The 18,289-nt window shown below is 63.0% G+C and carries 16 protein-coding genes and 1 pseudogene; 7 read left to right on the plus strand and 10 right to left on the minus strand.

Going from position 1 to position 18,289, the window contains the following annotated elements; all coding sequences use genetic code 11:
* Positions 1 to 16 precede the first annotated feature (16 nt).
* The 8 genes and pseudogenes from QIY50_20390 to QIY50_20425 form a co-directional block, all read right to left on the minus strand.
* Positions 17 to 244 (minus strand): hypothetical protein, encoded by a 228-nt coding sequence (locus QIY50_20390; protein WGV19667.1) that lies wholly within the window; start codon positions 242 to 244, stop codon positions 17 to 19.
* 72 nt (positions 245 to 316) lie between these two features.
* Positions 317 to 1,151, minus strand: a pseudogene (locus tag QIY50_20395) (AraC family transcriptional regulator).
* The gene (locus QIY50_20400) at positions 1,148 to 1,462 is read right to left on the minus strand and encodes an AzlD domain-containing protein (GenBank protein ID WGV19668.1); all 315 of its coding nucleotides are present in this window, start codon (positions 1,460 to 1,462) and stop codon (positions 1,148 to 1,150) included. Before QIY50_20400 ends, QIY50_20395 begins: the two are co-directional and overlap by 4 nt.
* On the minus strand, positions 1,459 to 2,151 hold the full coding sequence (locus QIY50_20405) for an AzlC family ABC transporter permease (protein WGV19669.1): 693 nt from the start codon (positions 2,149 to 2,151) through the stop codon (positions 1,459 to 1,461). The genes QIY50_20400 and QIY50_20405 overlap by 4 nt, the downstream gene beginning before the upstream one ends.
* Positions 2,152 to 2,383: 232 nt before the next feature.
* A complete protein-coding gene (locus tag QIY50_20410) occupies positions 2,384 to 3,079 on the minus strand; it encodes a sel1 repeat family protein (protein ID WGV19670.1) in 696 nt (231 codons plus the stop codon).
* Between the two features lie 137 nt (positions 3,080 to 3,216).
* Positions 3,217 to 4,299 carry a hypothetical protein gene (locus QIY50_20415; protein ID WGV19671.1) on the minus strand — a complete coding sequence of 361 codons (1,083 nt, stop codon included), beginning with the start codon at positions 4,297 to 4,299 and terminating at the stop codon, positions 3,217 to 3,219.
* A 40-nt stretch (positions 4,300 to 4,339) separates the two neighbouring features.
* Entirely contained in the window at positions 4,340 to 4,966 is a 627-nt protein-coding gene (locus tag QIY50_20420; protein WGV19672.1) for a LysE family translocator, read from the minus strand.
* Between the two features lie 2 nt (positions 4,967 to 4,968).
* The gene (locus tag QIY50_20425) at positions 4,969 to 5,757 is read right to left on the minus strand and encodes a YqcI/YcgG family protein (protein ID WGV19673.1); all 789 of its coding nucleotides are present in this window, start codon (positions 5,755 to 5,757) and stop codon (positions 4,969 to 4,971) included.
* A gap of 159 nt (positions 5,758 to 5,916) precedes the next feature.
* On the opposite strand from QIY50_20425, the gene QIY50_20430 reads away from it, so the two are divergent.
* From QIY50_20430 to QIY50_20460, 7 genes are all read left to right on the plus strand, one after another.
* Positions 5,917 to 6,837, plus strand: a complete 921-nt coding sequence (locus QIY50_20430; GenBank protein WGV19674.1) for a LysR substrate-binding domain-containing protein — start codon at positions 5,917 to 5,919, stop codon at positions 6,835 to 6,837.
* A gap of 154 nt (positions 6,838 to 6,991) precedes the next feature.
* Positions 6,992 to 9,352, plus strand: a complete 2,361-nt coding sequence (locus QIY50_20435; protein ID WGV19675.1) for a DNA polymerase II — start codon at positions 6,992 to 6,994, stop codon at positions 9,350 to 9,352.
* Positions 9,353 to 9,433: 81 nt separating this feature from the next.
* On the plus strand, positions 9,434 to 13,921 hold the full coding sequence (locus QIY50_20440; GenBank protein ID WGV19676.1) for an NEL-type E3 ubiquitin ligase domain-containing protein: 4,488 nt from the start codon (positions 9,434 to 9,436) through the stop codon (positions 13,919 to 13,921).
* Positions 13,922 to 14,116: 195 nt separating this feature from the next.
* Positions 14,117 to 14,671 carry a DUF4174 domain-containing protein gene (locus QIY50_20445; protein ID WGV19677.1) on the plus strand — a complete coding sequence of 185 codons (555 nt, stop codon included), beginning with the start codon at positions 14,117 to 14,119 and terminating at the stop codon, positions 14,669 to 14,671.
* A gap of 163 nt (positions 14,672 to 14,834) precedes the next feature.
* On the plus strand, positions 14,835 to 15,326 hold the full coding sequence (locus QIY50_20450) for an EF-hand domain-containing protein (GenBank protein WGV19678.1): 492 nt from the start codon (positions 14,835 to 14,837) through the stop codon (positions 15,324 to 15,326).
* A gap of 76 nt (positions 15,327 to 15,402) precedes the next feature.
* Entirely contained in the window at positions 15,403 to 16,251 is an 849-nt protein-coding gene (locus QIY50_20455) for a DUF692 domain-containing protein (protein ID WGV19679.1), read from the plus strand.
* Complete coding sequence (locus tag QIY50_20460) at positions 16,244 to 16,942, plus strand: putative DNA-binding domain-containing protein (protein ID WGV19680.1); 699 nt, start codon at positions 16,244 to 16,246, stop codon at positions 16,940 to 16,942. The genes QIY50_20455 and QIY50_20460 overlap by 8 nt, the downstream gene beginning before the upstream one ends.
* A gap of 121 nt (positions 16,943 to 17,063) precedes the next feature.
* Here the strand turns inward: QIY50_20460 and QIY50_20465 are convergent, their stop codons facing one another.
* Positions 17,064 to 17,552, minus strand: coding sequence for a DoxX family protein (locus QIY50_20465; GenBank protein ID WGV19681.1), 489 nt, complete (start codon positions 17,550 to 17,552; stop codon positions 17,064 to 17,066).
* Positions 17,549 to 18,184 carry a ferric reductase-like transmembrane domain-containing protein gene (locus QIY50_20470; GenBank protein ID WGV19682.1) on the minus strand — a complete coding sequence of 212 codons (636 nt, stop codon included), beginning with the start codon at positions 18,182 to 18,184 and terminating at the stop codon, positions 17,549 to 17,551. Before QIY50_20470 ends, QIY50_20465 begins: the two co-directional genes overlap by 4 nt.
* Positions 18,185 to 18,289: the final 105 nt, after the last annotated feature.

The raw sequence follows: 18,289 nt of genomic DNA on the forward strand, positions 1-18,289 counted from the left end.
GCAGCCCCCGGTTCAATCAGCTGCGAAACCTGGGCAGCGGCCTGTCGAGGGTCAGCGAGGTCAAGGTCTTGCGGACCTGGGCCTCATCAGCCTCCAGGGCCTTGAGACTTGCGCGGATCTTGCCGGCGGCGGGCACGTCGCCCTGCCGGTCGATCCAGTCGGCTATCTCCTTGCAGGCACTGCTCAGGCAGGCCTGGCGCTGGTTCATCAGCGACAGGAGGGTGGTGAGCTCTCTTTCGGACATGGCAGGATCCTCCATTCAGCCTTGTCAGTGTAGCAGTGGCTGGCCGACCTGCCCGAGGCCGGTTGTCGCAGCTCAGCCTTGCAGGCAGGCGCTGCGATAGGCCCCTGGCGTTACCCCGTATGCCTGCTTGAACTGCCTGCTCAAATGGCTCTGGTCGGCAAAGCCCAGGTCGAAAGCTACCTCCGACGCCACCAGGCCGCTCTTCAGCATTTCCCGCGCGCGGGCCAGCCGGCGCTGCTTTAGCCAGGCATGCGGCGGCAGGCCGGTGGCCTGGCGGAACACCCGGGCGAAGTGGAACGGCGACAGGTTGACCGCCGCCGCCAGTGCTTCGAGCGAGGGCGGGTCGGCTAGCTGGCTTTCCAGCAGCTCACGGGCGCGGGCCACCGCCAGCGGTTCGTGGCCGGGGGCGGCAGGTTCGGCGCATTGCCCGTGCCGTTGCACCAGGGCCCAGCACCGCCTGGCGCCAGGCGGTCTGCTGCTGCAGGGCACTGGCGCCGGCTTCGGACAGCTGATGCAACTGGCTGAAGGCAAGCGCCAGGGCCGGGTCGTGGATCACGCTGTCCTTGAAGCTGGGCATGCCGTGGCGGCCCAGTTCCAGTTCGTCGAGCACCCCGGTTACCCGTTCATGTTCCGGGTAGAACCCGCGGTAGCGCCAGCCCGCTTCGTGGGCGGTGGCACCGGTGTGCAGCTCGTCGGGGTTGATCAGCACCATGCTGCCGACCGGCGCCAGGTGCTCGCTGCCGCGATGCCAGAAGCGCTGTGCGCCCGACTCGATCACGGTGAATACATAGCCTTCATGCACATGCGGGGCGAAGCGCTGCTGGAAATAGCGCGCGTGCAACATCTCGACGTCGCCCAGTGCCGGCGCCTGCCAGAGGTGTGTCTGCTCGCGCAGCGGCGGGCTCATGCCAGCCAGCTGCGCAGAAGGAAGAAGATCAACATGCTTATCAGCATGCTCAGCAACACGCTGCGGGTCAACAGCACCAGGGCGATGGCTACCAGCGAACCCAGCAGGTAGGGGTTGAGCAGGCTCAGGTTCAGTTGGTGCTCGGGCATGAAGATGATCGGGCCGCAGATCGCGGTAAGCATCCCCGGTACCGCAAAGCCGAGGAACTGCCGGGCGTTGGAGCTCAGGCGCAAGGGCAGGCGGGGCTCCAGGAACGCATAGCGGTTGAGGAATACGATGGCACCCATGGCGAAAATCAGGATCCAGGTCATGCGCGGGCTCCGGCGAACTTCTGGCAGATGAAACCGGCGCTCATGCCCAGCAGGCCTGCGGCCACCAGGGCGGTTTCCCAGTGCCAGTGGCTGAACAGCACCGAACAGAACAGCGACACGGCTACGCACACCCCTGTGGCCAAGTTGCGCACCAGTGGGGCAATCAGCGCGACGAAGGTGGCAACGATAGAAAAGTCCAGGCCGAACTGGTCCAGGTGCGGAATGTTCTGGCCCAGCAGGATGCCGGCCAGGGTGAACAGGTTCCAGGCGACATAGAAGGTCAGGCCCACCCCCAGGGCGTACCAGCGGTTGAACTGCTGCTGGTCGTACTGGCTGGTGAGGGCGAAGAACTCGTCGGTCAGCAGGAAGCCCAGGCCCAGCCGCCAGCGCAGCGGCTGGCTGGACAGTACCGGGCGCATCGACAGGCCGTACAGCAGGTGCTGCGAGGTCAGCAGCAGGGTGGTCAGCAGGATCGACGCCAGGTTGGCGCCGCCCTTGAGCATGCCGATGGCCACCAGTTGCGCGGCACCGGCGAAGACAATGGCCGACAGCCCTTGCCCTTCCCAGGCGCTGAGACTGGCCTCGATGGCCATGGAACCGGCCAGCAGGCCCCAGGGGGCGACGGCCAGGGACAACGGGAGAATGGCGATGGCGCCGTGGAGGAAGGCTTGGCGGGCGATGTGGGGCATGGTGGCTGCAGTGCGTGGACGTGGCAGGCCAGCATGCCAGACGGGGCGGGGGATGGCTTGAACGATCTTGCTGGTCTCGATCTTGTGGGAGCGGGTTCCCCCGAATAAGACATCGCGGTGGATGGCACGGGCTTCGCCCGTGTTCGCGGGCAAGCCCGCTCCCACAGTGATCGCGCCAGCTTTTAGAAATTGAGCAAGACAGTTGTTCCCAGGGGTTCGCGACTGCTGATGGTCAGGGACGGCTGGTCAGGTGCTGCTGCGCCGTCACGCAGCCGTTGGTGTCCACGGCCTTCTGCAGCAGGCTCTGGCGGTGCTGCGGGTCCAGGTCGCCGAGCAGGCGGTACACCTCGGCCTGGTAGTCACGCTGGCGCCCCCATTGCATTTCCAGGCCTTGTGGCCGGCTGCGGTTGCAGGCCAGGCGCGTCGCCGGTTGCGGGTAGTACGGGGCATATACGGTGGCCATGCTGGGGATGGCCTCCAGCGCAGAACGGTACTCGTTGCTGACGTTATAGGGCGGGCACCAGGTGGCGATGGCCGGCGCCGGTGCGGCGAAGCCCTGCTTGAGGCTGGCTTCGAGCAGTGGGCAGGCAGCATCCGGGATTTGCGCGGCCGGCAGGTAGGTCATGTAGTACAGCGCCAGGCGGTACTGTGCGACCGGGTGGCCCAGTTCCACCGACTTTTTCAGCAGGGCGACCGCGGTCGGCAGGGTATGTGCCATGGCCTGGCCCTGGCGGCTGAGTTCCGGGTCGCCGCCCACGGCGGTGCGCAGCGTACTGGCGCCGTCATCCTGGTTATCGGCCTGTTCCAGCAGGGGCAATGCCTGCCGGTAGAGCAGGTCGGCATGAGGGTCGATGCGCACTTCCAGCGCATGCGCCGCCAGTGGCATCAGGGCGATCAGCAGTGGGGGCAAGCGAAGCATGCGGTTCACAGGCAAGCCCCACGGGATGCGAGGTACTGATGGACGGCTTCGATGTTCATGGCGGTCAAGCGTGCGCCTCTGGCAGATCGGAACGACGGCCTATTCTAGCCACCCAAGGGGCCTGCCGGAAGACCACCCGGCAACTGTCAGACGAGCTTGATCGGCGTGACCTTGCGCTGGGCATGTTTTTCCTGTGCCAGGCCAAGCTTGGCGGTAATGACCTTGGCCAAGGCATTGTTGCCCAGATCGTTCAGGTGCAGGCGGTCGATGAACAGGTCAGCCCCGAACACCGGCGAGCTGCTGAGCATGCAGTTCATGTCGTAGCAGGGGACCGGGTCGGCCTGGCTCTTGATGCGGCGGAAAAAGGCCGAGTGCAACTGGCTGTCGAACGCGCCGTCCAGCAGACGGTCGAAGTTCGCCGGTTGCCGCTGCAGCGCGTCGAGCATGGCCTGCTCGCCAGCGGGCAGGCTGTCCCGGCACCAAGGCAGCAATGGCTGCAGGATGAAGGTGAGAGTGGAGTAGCTGTTTGCCAGCAGGCGATCCCATTGGCGCAAGGTCCGGCCAATGTTGTCGGCGGCACGGGCCAGGCGCTTTTCCGGGGGCGACAGCGTCCAGGTGGCAGGCATTGCGACCGGGGATGTGGCCAAGGCCTGGCCGATACGCTGCCATAGCGATTGCCGGCGCGGCGCCGCCGTGGCTTGTATGCCTTCGCTGAAACTGGTGAGAAAGTCCTGGTAGGCCTTGGCATGCTGCGGGCCGTTCAGGCTGGCGAGCACTTCGCAGAGGGCTTCATGGGCCAGGCTGTTGAGGCCGCTGAGTACCACCACGTGGCCGAGCTGGCCAAGGCGGTGCTGATGGGTGAGAAACATCAGCAGCTCCTGGCTGGCATTGAGCCCACAGCCGGCCAGGCTCAGCCAGACTTCGCCGGTAAGCATCGACAGGTGTGAGGCCACCGTATGTTCGTCGGAACTGGCACCGATGCCCAGGGCAGTGGAGCCGCCAACCAGCAGGTTGATGCGCGCTGCACTACCGCGTTCGGCCACCGAAAAGCGCTTGCCGGCACAGTGGCTGTAGCGCAGGCCCAGGGCATCGGTGTTGATGGTGCCGGAGCGGTAGCCGGTTTCGTGTACATGCACGGTGTGCGGTGCACGTTGGCTGCCCAGCAGCAGAAAGCGCTGGTAGTCCTGTTGCAACGGCGAAGGAGACGGGCTCGTGTCACGCGTGGTCATGGTCTCTCCTTCCTGTCGCCGCTGGCACTTTGCATCGCGTTCAGGCCGCCAGTTCCTTGAGGTTGTACAGCAGGCCACCGGCGGCGATCAGCAGCAGGGCGACCCCCGAGGCCAGGCTGATCATGCGGTTGCTACGCTGAGAGGCGATCTTGCCGATGGCGAAGATGTAGAGGCTGAGCACGGCAAAGTCGATGGCTACCCACAGCAGCGACAGCACCACCATGCTTTTGCCGAACGACTCGGTGATCTGGATGAACTGCGGGAAGAAGGCAATGAAGAAAATGATGTCCTTCGGGTTGGAAATACCCACCATGAAACCTTGCAGCAGCCCGCCGCGGCCCGGCTTGGCGAGCTCGCCCGGCGCCTCGGCGGCAGGCGCCTGCAGGGCGTCGCGCAGCGTGCCGACGGCGATGTAGCCGATGAACAGGCAACCCAGCAGGCTCATGGTGCTGAGCCAGGCCTTGTCGATGGCGGCGCTGGTGAGGATGATCCAGGCCGCCGCGCCGATCAGCACCAGCGATGCCCAGTTGGTGCCGACAGCGGTGAACATGGCCTTGCGTGAGCCGGAGGCAGCCGCGGTGTTGACGATCAGTGCCACCACCGGGCCGGGTGTGGCAATCAGTAGCAGGACGGTAAGGGCATAGGTGGCAGTGAGTGCGGTATTCACGGTCAGTTCTCGATCAGTATGTCGGGTGTTGCCGGGTGTGCGGCATGGGCGTGGAACGGGCAGCGGGACGGGTTGAGCGAGCCTGCTTCCTGCAGTTGGTACTGCTTCCACTCGTAGTTGTCGGCATCGCCGAAGAAGCCAAGGGTGTCGGGCATGATGCCGTCGTTGTAATGGTGCACGCGCTCGCGGATGCGCTCACGAATACGTTTGCCGCTTTCGGTGCTGGCGTTGGCTACTTCGTCGAAGTTCGCCCGCGGGTTGATGACGAAGGTTATGTGTGGCCCCAGGTTGCGGCTTTTCATCTGCTGGTGGCCAGGGAAGTTCATGTTTATGAACAATGGCATGCCGGCAAAGCAGAACGACCAGGCGTTGTCGTCGGGATCGGTCGGGATGCTCTGCGGCCAGGGCTGCGGGTCGCGCGCGTGCACGCCACGCAACACTTTCCAGGCCAGCGCCTGTTGCTCGGCCAGTGTGCAGTCGGCAGCGGTTTCGAGAAACACCACCAGCGGGCTGCCGATACGCTGTTTGGGCGGGACAGGTGCGACGGTGCGCACGTAGTCGGCCAGGCCCATGGCGATGTCATCGGCCAGCTGCCCGGCGCGGGCGAAGAGGATGTGGCAGGTTGCACCGTTTACCGCCTTGCGGCCGAACAGGCAGGGGAACTCGGGGTTGGCGAGAATACTGCGAAAATGTTCTACGGCTTTGAAGGTCCAATGTTGCGTGTTGCGGACATGTTCAGCGGCCAGCTCTAGCGCATCCAGGCGATAGCAAGTTCCATAACCCGTCGACATGATTTCCCCAGGCGTAAATTTGATGAACGTTCCAGACACATGCAGGCAGGATCTTGGTTATGTTTGTTATTTACCTGCATTTTCCAAGACGTCCCTGACGTTGTAAAACGCGTGGAACTATGACCTACTATTAGTCTTATTCATGCTCAGGGCGTCGCCATGTCGGAACGGATTCAGGCTTTGCACGCGCTGCGTGCCTTCGAGGTGGCCTCTCGCTATGGCTCGTTTACCCGCGCCGCGGAAGAGTTGGCCCTGACCCAGGGCGCTGTCAGCCACCACATCAAGACCCTTGAAGCCATGTTCGGCTGCGACCTGTTCGAACGTCGCGGGCCGAAACTGGCCCTGACCGAGCATGGTCGCCTGCTGGCGCAGGAGCTGAAGGTTGGTTTCAAGATCATCGAGAATGCTTGCGCCCTGCTGCGCCAGGATCGCTATGGCCTGCGCTTGAAGGCGCCGTCCACGCTCACCGTGCGCTGGCTGCTGCGGGCGCTGGACGGGTTCAAGAAGATCGAGGACAACTGCAGCGTGCAACTGTCCAGCGTGTGGATGGACATCGACAGTGTGGACTTCTATTCCGAGCCCTACGACTGTGCAATCCTCCTCGCCAACGGGCGCTTTCCCGCCGATATCGAGAGTTTCAAGCTGTTCGATGAGTGGCTGATCCCGGTGTGCCACCCCGACTACATGGCCCAGGCACAACCGGATCTGGCCGACCTGGCCCAGTGCGAGTTCCTGCACCCGTCTCCCGACCGGCGTGACTGGCGGCGCTGGCTGGCTCGCATGGACGCACTGGATATCAGTATCGACCACGGGCAAGTGTTCGATACCCTCGACCAGGGCATCTCGGCCGCACAGCAAGGCTTGGGTATCTCGGTGGTCGACCTGGTGCTGGCCAGTGCCGACCTGGCGGCCGGCCACCTGGTCACGCCGTTCAAGCATGCGGTGGCTACCGGTGACGGCTACTACATGACCTGGCTCAAGGCCAGCCCCAAGGCGCGGCAGATGCACAAGCTGCGCGAATTCCTGCTTGGCCAGGTGCCGCCGCTGGCCTGCAAGGACATCAACTACCTGTACGGTTGAACACGCGTTCCAGCATGCGGCCGGCCACCGGCAAGCGCCCGGCGCTGTAAATGTTGCGACAAACACCGGTTGGCCCCAACAAAACGCGCTGCGATGGTGCATCGGCGGTAGAATCGCCGCAATCAGCACAACAAACGATTCAGAGGTCGACGCGGTGGAGTTGCAGCAGGGCTTTGTCCTGACCCGACATTGGCATGACACGCCCGAAGGCACCTGCGTGGAATTCTGGCTGGCCACCGACCAGGGGCCACGGCAGTTGCGCCTGGCGCCACAGGTATCGGTGGCATTCATCCCTCAGGCGCAGGAAGCGCACGCACGGGTGCTGCTGGCCAACGAACCCGCTGTCGAGCTGCGGCCACTGCAACTGAAGGACTTTGACCAACGCCCGATGCTGGGCCTTTACTGCCGTCAGCACCGGCAACTGATGCAACTGGAGCAACGTCTGAGTGCGGCTGGTATCGAGGTGTTCGAGGCCGATATCCGCCCGCCCGAGCGCTACCTGATGGAGCGCTTCATCACCGCGCCGGTGCAGTTCACCGGCCAACCGGATGCCCAAGGCGTGTTCTGCGAGGCCCAGCTCAAGCCAGTGTCGGGTTACCGCCCGCCGCTGCGCCTGGTGTCGCTGGACATCGAGACCAGCGAGCGGGGCGAGCTGTACAGCATTGCCCTGGAAGGCTGTGGCCAGCGCCAGGTATACATGCTCGGCCCGGCAAACGGAACGGCTGACTGCCTGGACTTCCACTTGCACTACTGCACCGACCGTGCCGAGATGCTGGCCTGCCTCAACCAGTGGATGGCCACGCATGACCCGGACGCTATCATCGGCTGGAACCTGGTCCAGTTCGACCTGCGCCTGTTGCATGAACACGCCAGGCTGCTGCAGGTACCGCTGGCACTTGGGCGCAATGGCGCGCCGATGACCTTGCGCAGCCATGCCGGTGGTGGCCATGTATTCGCCGATGCCCCGGGGCGGCTGCTGATCGACGGCATCGAGGCACTGCGCTCGGCGACCTGGAGCTTCCCTTCGTTCAGCCTCGAAAGTGTCGCCCAGACCCTGCTCGGTGAAGGCAAGGCCATCGACACGCCGTACCAGCGCATGGACGAAATCAACCGCCGCTTCGCCGAGGACAAACCGGCGTTGGCGCGCTACAACCTCAAGGATTGCGAGCTGGTGACGCGCATTTTCGCCCATACCCGCCTGCTCGAATTCCTGTTGGAGCGTTCATCGGTCACCGGCCTTGCCGTGGACCGCAGTGGAGGCTCGGTGGCTGCGTTCTGCCACTTGTACATTCCGCAGATGCACCGCCTGGGCTTCGTCGCGCCCAACCTCGGCAGCCGCCCTGACGAGGCCAGCCCCGGTGGCTTCGTCATGGATTCGCGCCCGGGCCTTTACGACTCGGTGCTGGTGCTGGACTACAAGAGCCTGTACCCGTCGATCATTCGTACCTTCCTGATCGACCCGGTGGGGCTGGTCGAAGGTTTGCGCCTGCCCGACGATGAACATTCGGTGGCAGGCTTCCGCGGTGCGCGTTTCTCCCGTAGCGAGCATTGCCTGCCAGCCATCGTCGAGCGGGTATGGCAGGGCCGGGAAGCGGCCAAGCGCGAGGGCAACGCGCCGCTTTCGCAGGCGCTGAAGATCATCATGAATGCCTTCTACGGTGTGTTGGGTTCGAGCGGCTGCCGCTTCTTCGACCCGCGCCTGGCTTCGTCGATCACCATGCGCGGCCACCAGATCATGCGCCAGACCCGCGCACTGATCGAGGCCAGGGGCTATGAGGTGATCTACGGCGATACCGACTCCACGTTCGTCTGGCTCAAGGGCGCCCACGGCGAGAAGGCTGCAGCACGCATCGGCCGCGAACTGGTAACCCAGGTCAACCAGTGGTGGCGCGAACACCTGCGCGAGCAGATGAACCTGGAAAGCGCGCTGGAGCTGCAGTTCGAGGTGCATTACCGGCGCTTCCTGATGCCCACCATCCGCGGCACGGACGAAGGCAGCAAGAAGCGCTACGCCGGGCTGGTGCAGCGGGCCGATGGCAGCGAGCAGATGGTCTACAAGGGCCTGGAGTCGGTGCGTACCGACTGGTCGCCTCTGGCCCGGCAGTTCCAGCAAGAGCTGTACGGGCGGATATTCCGTGGCCAGCCATACCGTGACTACGTGCGCGACTATGTGCGGCAGACGCTTGCCGGTGAGCTGGACGAGTTGCTGGTGTACCGCAAGCGCCTGCGTCGGCCACTGGCCGACTATCAACGCAATGTGCCGCCGCACGTGCGCGCGGCCCGGCTGGCCGATGACTACAACCACCACCTTGGCCGCCCGATGCAATACCAGCGTGGCGGCTGGATCAGCTATCTGATCACCGTGGCAGGCCCTGAACCTCTGGAAAACCTGCAAGCGCCGGTGGACTACGAGCATTACCTGACGCGGCAGTTGCAACCGGTGGCCGATGCCATCCTGCCTTTCGTTGGCGACAGTTTCGAAGGTTTGACCGGCCAGCAGCTGGCGCTGTTCTGAAGAGGTGGTACCTATCTAGCCTATCGCTTGGCAAGCCTGCGTCTAGTGTCGGGCCTTTGGATCAGCCCGAGGCGCAACAACGTGACTACACCCAGCCAGGAACTACCGCCGACCGTCGATACGCTGGCCATGGAGCAGGCCTATCAGGACGGCCTCATCGTCAAGCGGCTGCCCAGATGGATTCGCCGGCTGCGTATCGTATCGCCGACCGAGCAGAACATACCGGTCAACGGTTTGTATGAATCACAGCATGCTGCATTGCGCGATGCGTTGAAAGACAGCCTGGCCTGTCGACAGTGGCTGGCAAAGGAGCTTGCGCGAATCGAGGGTATCGACCATTTCGTCAAGCCGTTGCTTCAACGTGCCATGCAAAAAGAATTCGGCACCCGGGAAAATGTTGACGGCATGTTTTTCAGGCGTTGGTACACCTACACAGCTCCAAGCCAGGGCACTGTGTGGGGGCGTTACCCGGTGGCGGACAAGGACTATTTCGAAGTGCCGTTGATCGAGGCGGCACTGGACAACTTCACACCCGGCGAGGGGCGAAACGAACAGCACAAGGACAACTGCATCGTCGATAGCCTGTCGCAACGGCTCACCTCACCAACCGCACCTGCCTTCGCACGCTTGTGCCGTCAGCTGGATCTGGGCAGGCGCTATCAACAGCATCTGGACACCGTGCTCAAAGCGCCGAGCACCCAGGCGCGCGGCTGGCGCAGCATGGCTTCGACGCTTGCCCAACTGTACAGCTCGGTCATGCTGATCGACGCGTGCAAGGCCAAAAGCGATGGAATACTGAGTGCCGCCGAACTGGAACTGGTGCTGGACCTGTGCAAGCAGGGACGCCCCGGCACATTCTACGAGTCGAAAGTCGTGGCCCGACAACTCAGTGCGTTCGGCTGTGATTTGCAACAGATCGTGATATTGGAAGTACTTCACGAAGGTTGGCTGTTCAACGCCAGCCGCAAGATCATTGTCTACATTCCCGATGACCCCAATGGCTCCTGGACGGTAAGCCCCGACCTTGAAAGCTTCACCCGCAAAGTGCTGGGCCAGCGTCTGCGGGATACGCGCTACCAGTCCTTCTTCAGGCGTTTCGTGCGTCGGCGCGACAGCCAGCAGTTCTTTTCCAGGGTTGCAAAGGACCTGGTGGGTGTCGCCAGTTGGGCTACCCGGGAAATGGACCAGCACATGCGCGACTACCCGTTGCCGTTGTTCGAGCACCTTGCCTGGGCGCGCATCGAACACATCAAGGACGATGCTGCACAGATTGCGACGCCAGTATCAGACCTCGACCGCAAGGCCCAGGAAGCCCATCGGCAAAGGCTGGTTGCCGAAGGTTGGACACTGGCAACAGTGGCTGGCGTGTTCATCCCGGCACTCAATGCACTGCTGCTGGCGGTAATGGTCTGGGACTTGCTGGGCGAGCTGTTCCAGGCCGTGGAGGACTGGCGCGAGGGCGATACCAGCGCAGCAATCGAACATGTGCTCAGCGTGGCCAAAGACCTGGCCGTGATCGGTGCCACTGCTGTGGTATGGCGGGAAGCGAGCCGGGCCTGGGCTGCAGTGGACCAGTGGGTGCCAGCGCGCCTGGAAGACGGTACCGAGAAACTCTGGAATGCAGACCTGGTGCCGTTTCGCAGTGCTGCCCCCCCTGCAAAGGAGGTAGCCGATGCAATGGGCATCTACCGCGCCCAGGATAGAAGCTGGATGAACATGGACGGCCAATATTATGAAATCGTCCAGCGCGCAGATGAAGAATGGCAGCTGGCGCCAAGAGGTGGCCATGGGCCTTTGTTGCGCCACAATGACGCCGGTGCCTGGCGGTTATGGACCGAGCAACCTGCCAGCTGGACAGACAAGCACAGGATGTTCCGCCGTCTGGGTGAGCGTTTTGCTCGCCTGGATGATGAACAGATTGACCAGGCCATGGCCATCCACGCACTGGATGCAGATTACCTTCGGGCATTGCATGTTTATGGTCGGCCGCCTGAAGCTGAGCTGGTCGATACCGTTGAACGCCTGCTTATCGACCGCCGGCTGCAGGCCTTGCTGGACGATTTGAAGCTTGGGCGGGTAGCGGATGACGCGCCGTTGCTGCTGAAGGCCCGCGCATTACCTGGCGTTACCGAGCATGAGGGGCCAGCATTGGCAGCGCAGCTGTCGACAAGACGTCGCCAACTGTTCCAACAGCTGTACGAAGAGCAGCAGGAACCAGACGACGCTGCATCGGCGACGTTGCGCCGCACATTCCCTAGCCTGCATCGCCTGGCTGCCCGCGAGCTTGTGAACGGGTTGTCACAGCATGGCGTCGATTTTCAGGCCCTGGCCAGCGGCAGGGTGCCGTTCCGGCTGGTCACCCGGGCCAGGTTGAGCGTACTGCGCATTCGTGTTGCGCGAGCCTGCGAAGCGTTGTTCATCCAGACGCCTCAGTCGCTGGACCAGGCCAAGGTAGCGCTGACGCTGCTTGATAACTTCGACACCAGGGAGATCAGGCCGCGCTGGCGGCTCTACGATGGCGATAGTCCGCGGCCGGTCATGACTACCAGTGGCAATGGAGCGAACTACAGACTGGTGCATGAAAACGGGCTATTCGGGCTTGAGGACGCGCTGGGCGTCGAGTTGCGCGGCCCCGGCGAGCTGTTCGAAATACTGGTTGATGCGTTCGCCCCTGCAGATATTGCGGCCCTCGGCATCCATCAACCCTATGCCCAAGGCTTGAGAGAACTGCTGGCTCGGCAAGTGCAGGCGCACAGCAAAGTGCTCGTCCAAGCCTTGGGCAAAGATCCTCGACAGCCATGGTTGCTGACGCCGCTGCGGCTGGACGACGGCAGGATCGGCTACCCGTTGGGCGGCTGTCAGGGACGCTTTGCCCGGCCTGCGTCGCGACCCCGGGCGTTCGCGGCGCGTCTACGCGACCTTTACCCGGATTACTCCGATGAAAAAATCGAAGACTGGCTGGCCAGGTTGCACGCATCTGGACGCGATACCGCCAGTGAGCTTGGCATACTCGAAGAGCAAGCACGCCGGCTGAGTGACCATCTGCGAAGCTGGGAGCGCCACGGGTTGATGGCCGGTGAAAAGGCTGAACGCAGGCGGTTTCGCAAAGCGATCATGCAATGCTGGCGGGAACGGGTGCCCGATCATGTTACCCCCGAGGGGCAACGGCGGTCGGTAATCTGGCAGTACAGCGGGCATGACCTGCAGTCGTTGCCAGAGCTGGGACCGCTGTTCACCTTCCCGCATGTTACCGAACTTTCCCTGCGCAGCCTGCTGTTGAAAGCGGTGCCGGCGCAGTTTCTGCTTTCATTCCCGAATCTGACATCTCTGGAGCTCGGCTACAACCAGCTGCGACATCTGCCAAGCAGCCTGTGGTTGCTTGGCAACCTGCGCATACTCGACGTGACCGGCAATCAGATTTCGCTGGACGCGCTTGAGGCCGAGATGCTGGCAAGTTGTCGGCAGTTACGCTACCTGAACCTGTCGAACAATCGCTTGCAAAGCGCGTTTTCGGTTGCACGGATGGAGCATTTGGCCGAACTGCGTATGCGCAATACCGGGCTGGCCGCGCTTCCCGAAGGCACCATGGACTGCCAGAGTTTGTACATGCTCGACGCTTCCAACAACGCCATTGCGTCGCTGCCCCGCGATTTTACCCAGTCCCGTTTGTGGCAGAACGGCTACGTGGTGCTCTCGGGCAACCCGGTCCTGCAGCGCCAGGCTGCAGAGCTGCAGGAGGCGTGGGAAATTCCGGAAACCAGCACAATCCCTTATAAACTGCGCTGGCTGGACCGCCTGGACGGTGAACAGCGTGAGGATCTTGGTTGCTTGTGGATCAGTACCGAGCTGATGGATGGAGCGGAGAACTTCATGCGCTTGTTGGCGCAGCTCCTGCGCTCGCGGGATTTCCTCCACCCCCGGTATGGGGAGATGCTGGCTTCGCGGGTTTTGGCGATGATGCAAAAGATCGAGGATGCGCCGGCACTGGCCAAAGACATATTCGCCAGTGCCGTGATCGAGAACTGCGCGGACAATGCAACGGTGGTTTTCCAGCAGCTCGAAATCCGATGTCTCGTCTGGGATGCAGAGCAGGGGGCCCCGTCGCGTGACCAGGAGAGCGCGCTGGTGAAACTGGCGCGGCGGTTGTGGAGACAGCAGCAGGTCAACTTCATCGCGTTGCGCGAGGCCGAGGCGGTAGGTGCCGGGAACGAGTCGATCGAATGGGCGCTGGCTTATTCGATCCGCTTGCGAGACGACCTGGACCTACCGGTCAACACGCAGAGCATGCTCCATGAAGGGATTCCGAACCTGGACGATGCCGCGGTTGCGCGCGCGCGGAGTGAGGTGATGCAGAATGAAACTGCCGAATTGGTGGCAGTGTGGATGGTCGAACAACCGTTCTGGGAAAAGTATCTGCAGACCCGTTACGAGAAAAAGCTGTTGGTGCCCGAGAGCATGCAAACCGAGTGGGCCAGCCTTGCCGACGAAGTGGCCAAAGCGAAGGTCGAGCAGTGGACTGCAGATACCCGGTTGCAACTGACTACTGACGCTCTGCATCGCTGGGTGTAAGGGGCACATTGGGCTATTCTCAGGTCAAGGCCGAGCGCGAGGGGGCGCGAATGGAACGGATGACAGGCTACGTCTGGTAATGGCCAGTTACTTTTCGTTGAAGCCCCGCAGCGCCAGGTTGGTTTACGCTCGCTTGTCGGATCTTTCTCCCTGATCTGTAGTCTTCTGGTTTATCGAGAGAATAAGGAGATACGCATGCTCGTCCGGTCATTGACCCTCGCCACCTTGCTCGCACTGGTCGGCCCTGTGTCCGCTGCCGATAGTGACGCGCCGCTGGCCAAGGAACTGGGCAAGGCCAGGCCCTTGGTCGTCATTGCGCCCAGCAGCGCCGACCCGACGTTGCGCGGCTTGAACGAAGCCCTCAAGGACCCGGCCACCCAGGCGGCCTTCAAAGAGCGCAACCTGGTGGTCTACAGCGTCGCCAACATGATGGGCAAGCGGGAGGACAAGAACCTGGAGCAGCAGACTACCATGGCCTTGATACGCGAGTTGAAGCTGGGTGCCAGCAAAGGCACCAAGGTGATCCTGGTGGGCAAGGACGGTGAACGGCACATGCTCAAGGACGATGAGGAGGGCGGGGCCATCGATCCGCAGGTTATTTTCAAGGCGGTCGATGAGCTGCCTGCCAGCGAAAAAGCCATGACGGCGCCCGAACCTGTGGCTGCAGCGGCACCGGAAGCCAAGGCCAAGGACAGCAAGCCAGCCAAGCCCGCCAAACCTGCCGCGCCGCCCAAACCGCTGGAAGACTGACCCCGCACGACGGCCCCGAGGCGCCTTGGGGCCGTCGTGTATTCCATTGTATCTGCCCACGCCGCAGACCCATTCCCATACAAAACCGCACCCCGCGCGATACATCCACGACATACCGCAACGGCCTAATGGCTCCACATTCCAACCACAGTGGAGCGACACCATGACTCAAGTACGAAACACCCTCGGCCTGCTCGGCGCTGCCCTGATCGGTAGCATGGCATTGAGCAGCAGTGCCTTTGCTGTCGAGCCTTTGGCCCAGGGTTACCAGCTGGCTTCGGCCAAGGTGGCCGGCGAGGGCAAGTGTGGTGAGGGCAAATGTGGTGGCAGCGCCAAGGCCACCCAGGGCGAAGGCAAATGCGGTGAGGGCAAATGCGGTGCCAGCGCCAAGGCCGGTGCCGAAGGCAAGTGTGGCGAGGGCAAGTGTGGTGATGCCTCGTTCGCCAAGACCGACAGCAACCACGACGGCAAGGTCTCGCGCGACGAGTTCCTGGCGGTGGCCAAAGACCGTGCCGGTGACTTCGACAAGATCGACAGCAACCATGATGGTTTCATCTCCGAACAGGAGGCCGCGGATCACCTCAAGGCGATCTACCAGGCGAATGGCAAGGCCATGCCTGAAGGTTTGTTCAGTCACCTGACCGGCAAATCCTGACCCTCTACCCCATGAACCGCACAACGCCCCTCCTGCTGGTCAGGCGGGGCGTTGTGCCTGTTGCGGAGACCTGTTCATGCACTCCACATCTTTGTCCCCTTCATCTTTGCAGGCCGGGCTTGGCCTGCGTCGCGGCCTGTTGCCGGAACTGCTGGCCCTGGACGCTGGCACCGTGGACTTTCTCGAATGCGCACCGGAGAACTGGATTGCCGTGGGTGGTGCCTACGGCAAGGGCCTGGCGCAGTTGGCGGAGCGTTTTGCCATTACCTGCCACGGGCTGTCGTTGTCGCTGGGTGGCAGCGAGCCGCTGGACCGCCATTTCCTTGGCCAGACCCGCCAGTTTCTCGATCGCCACCAGGTGCACCTGTACAGCGAGCACCTGAGCTACTGCAGCGATGACGGGCACCTGTACGACCTGATGCCCATTCCGTTCACCGACGAAGCGGTGCGCCACGTGGCCGCGCGGATTCGCCAGGCCCAGGAACACCTGGAGCGGCGTATTGCCGTGGAGAACATCAGCTACTACGCCGCGCCGTACCAGGCGATGAGCGAACTCGAGTTCATCCGTGCGGTACTTGATGAGGCCGACTGCGACCTGCTGCTGGACGTCAACAACGTTTTCGTCAATGCCTGCAACCACGGGTACGACGCCCACGAATTCCTTGCCGGCTTGCCCCAGGCGCGGGTGGCCGGGATGCACGTGGCGGGCCATTACGACGAAGCACCGGACCTCAAGGTCGATACCCACGGGGCTGCGGTGAAGGAAGATGTGTGGGCGTTGTACGCGGTCGCCTGTGCGCGCTTCGGTGTGCAACCGACCGTGCTCGAACGTGATTTCAACTACCCGCCGCTGGCGGAACTGCTTGCCGAAACGGCGCGCATTCGTGCAGTGCAAAGTACCTCGGGAGGGCAGGCAAATGAATGAGACCTTGCGTGAGCAGCAGTACACCTTGGCCCGGCACCTGCGTGACCCGCAGCGGCATGCACCGCCGCCGGGCGTGGAGGCCCGGCGCCTGAAGATATACCGCGAGTTGTTCTATGGTGCTATCGAAGGTTTGCTGGCCGGAAGTTTTCCGGTGATGCGCCAGGCGTTGGGTGAACGGCGCTGGCGTGCCCGGGTGCGTGATTTCTATGCCAACTATCGCAGCCAGACACCGTTGTTCACCGAGCTTGCCGAAGCCTTCGTCGATTACCTGCAAGGCATCGAGCTGGATGCGCCCTGGCAGCTGGAGCTGGCGCACTATGAGTGGGTCGAGGCGCAGTTGTATCTGAGCGATGCCGAGGACCCGGCCCATGACCCGGCAGGTGACCTGCTGGAAGGGGAGCCGCTGTTGTCGTGTGTGGCGCGGGTGTTGGCCTATCGTTGGCCGGTGGAACGTATCGGGGCGGATTACCAGCCAGCGGTCGCGCCAGCGGCGCCGACCTTGTTGCTGGTTTATCGCGATGCGGAGTTCAAGGTGCGCTTCGCGCGTCTGGCGCCGCTGGCGTACCGGTTGCTGGCGCTGGAGCAGGGCAGTGGGCGGGCGCGGCTGCAGGCGTTGGGCGGTGCTGTGGAGGAGGGGTTGGCCTTGCTGGAGGGGCTGCGCGAGCAGGGAGTCATCATCGGTACATGTTGAGTGCGGGTACGGGGGGCGCCTTGCGCCCCTATCGCGACACAAGGCCGCTCCTACAGAGGTACGCGATCCCCTGTAGGAGCGGCCTTGTGTCGCGATGGGCTGCAACGCAGCCCCGGCAATATCACCTGCAGAACCGCCCTCTGAGCCAATGATCCAGGCTCAACCGCCCAGCCCCTTTCAGCAGCAGTGGCAGCAACGCCACCAGGTAGATCAGCGGCAGCTTGTAATTGCCAAAGCCCTGGTCGGTAATGGCATAACCTTGGGCCAGTTCGGCCAGGCTCGACCAATGCGCCGGCCAATGCACCGCGGCAATCGCCACCACGGTCACCACCATCAGCCCAAACGAGGCCAGCCGGGTACCCAGCCCCAACAACAGCAGTAACGGCAGGATCAGCTCCGCCCACATCGACAGCTGCCAGTTCAGCTCTGCAGGCAGCAGGTTGAAGGGGAACGGGAAGTTCGCTTGCAGGTCGGCGAACCAGTTGCTGCCATTGAATTTCTCCCAGCCGGATTCGAAAAACTCCCAGGCCAGGAACAGCCGCAACGGCAGGTCGGCGCTCCAGGTACCGAAACGGTCGAAGGTGCTCAGGGTGCGGGTCAAGGTGGTCATGCTGGTTTTCTCTCTTCAGGAAGGGCACGGGCGTTACGGCGTTGCTGGCGGGCCAGCTTGGCGGTGAGCTTGACGGCAATCGCGCTGAACATCAGGGCGAACGCCAGCGGGTACCAGCCCCCCATGGGGATGCGTTTGTAGAACGACAGGCAGAACACCGCGGCCAGTACCCACATGCCGCTGCTGTGCAGGGCCTGCCAGGCGCGGCCACCCAACAGGCGCATGGGGGCCTTGAACGAGGTGATGGTGAGCAGCAGCAGGAACAGGTAGCCGAGGGTACCGGGCAGGCTGGAGGTGAGCGTACGGCCGGCCCAGAACAGTTCGGGGAATTGCTGGGCATAGCGGTAGATCAGTACGCCATGCACGGTATGGGAAAAGGCGAATGCCAAACCCAGGTAGCGCCGCTCCTGCAGGATGCGGCGGCTGCTTGTGCCAGGCAGCAAGGTCACCAGCGACGAGGCCAGGAAGGCCAGCAGGAATAGCGCGAAGGAGCTGCGCGCAGTGGCACGGATCGCGCTGCGCAGGCCGTCCGGGTCAGGTTGGCTGGCCAGCACCACGGCGGTCATCGCCAGGGTCAGGCCGGCGAGCGTGGCGAACAGCTTCCAGCCGGTGGGAAGGGTGAGGGGTTTCATCAGGGAGGCTCCCGGTGTGTGGTTATGTGACCGGGAGTGTGTCGGGGTGGGGTATCTGCAGTGTGTCGGCGGTGGTGGGGTTGTGTATCGGATTGTAGAAGTCGC

The organism is Pseudomonas putida (assembly GCA_029953615.1).
In the GTDB taxonomy this organism is placed as follows: domain Bacteria; phylum Pseudomonadota; class Gammaproteobacteria; order Pseudomonadales; family Pseudomonadaceae; genus Aquipseudomonas.

Coding starts and splice junctions, on each gene's coding strand:
- QIY50_20390 (WGV19667.1), bottom strand. CDS start 244: ATGTCCGAAAGAGAGCTCACCACCCTCCTGTCGCTGATGAACCAGCGC.
- QIY50_20400 (WGV19668.1), bottom strand. CDS start 1,462: ATGACCTGGATCCTGATTTTCGCCATGGGTGCCATCGTATTCCTCAAC.
- QIY50_20405 (WGV19669.1), bottom strand. CDS start 2,151: ATGCCCCACATCGCCCGCCAAGCCTTCCTCCACGGCGCCATCGCCATT.
- QIY50_20415 (WGV19671.1), bottom strand. CDS start 4,299: ATGACCACGCGTGACACGAGCCCGTCTCCTTCGCCGTTGCAACAGGAC.
- QIY50_20425 (WGV19673.1), bottom strand. CDS start 5,757: ATGTCGACGGGTTATGGAACTTGCTATCGCCTGGATGCGCTAGAGCTG.
- QIY50_20430 (WGV19674.1), top strand. CDS start 5,917: ATGTCGGAACGGATTCAGGCTTTGCACGCGCTGCGTGCCTTCGAGGTG.
- QIY50_20445 (WGV19677.1), top strand. CDS start 14,117: ATGCTCGTCCGGTCATTGACCCTCGCCACCTTGCTCGCACTGGTCGGC.
- QIY50_20450 (WGV19678.1), top strand. CDS start 14,835: ATGACTCAAGTACGAAACACCCTCGGCCTGCTCGGCGCTGCCCTGATC.
- QIY50_20455 (WGV19679.1), top strand. CDS start 15,403: ATGCACTCCACATCTTTGTCCCCTTCATCTTTGCAGGCCGGGCTTGGC.
- QIY50_20460 (WGV19680.1), top strand. CDS start 16,244: ATGAATGAGACCTTGCGTGAGCAGCAGTACACCTTGGCCCGGCACCTG.
- QIY50_20465 (WGV19681.1), bottom strand. CDS start 17,552: ATGACCACCTTGACCCGCACCCTGAGCACCTTCGACCGTTTCGGTACC.
- QIY50_20470 (WGV19682.1), bottom strand. CDS start 18,184: ATGAAACCCCTCACCCTTCCCACCGGCTGGAAGCTGTTCGCCACGCTC.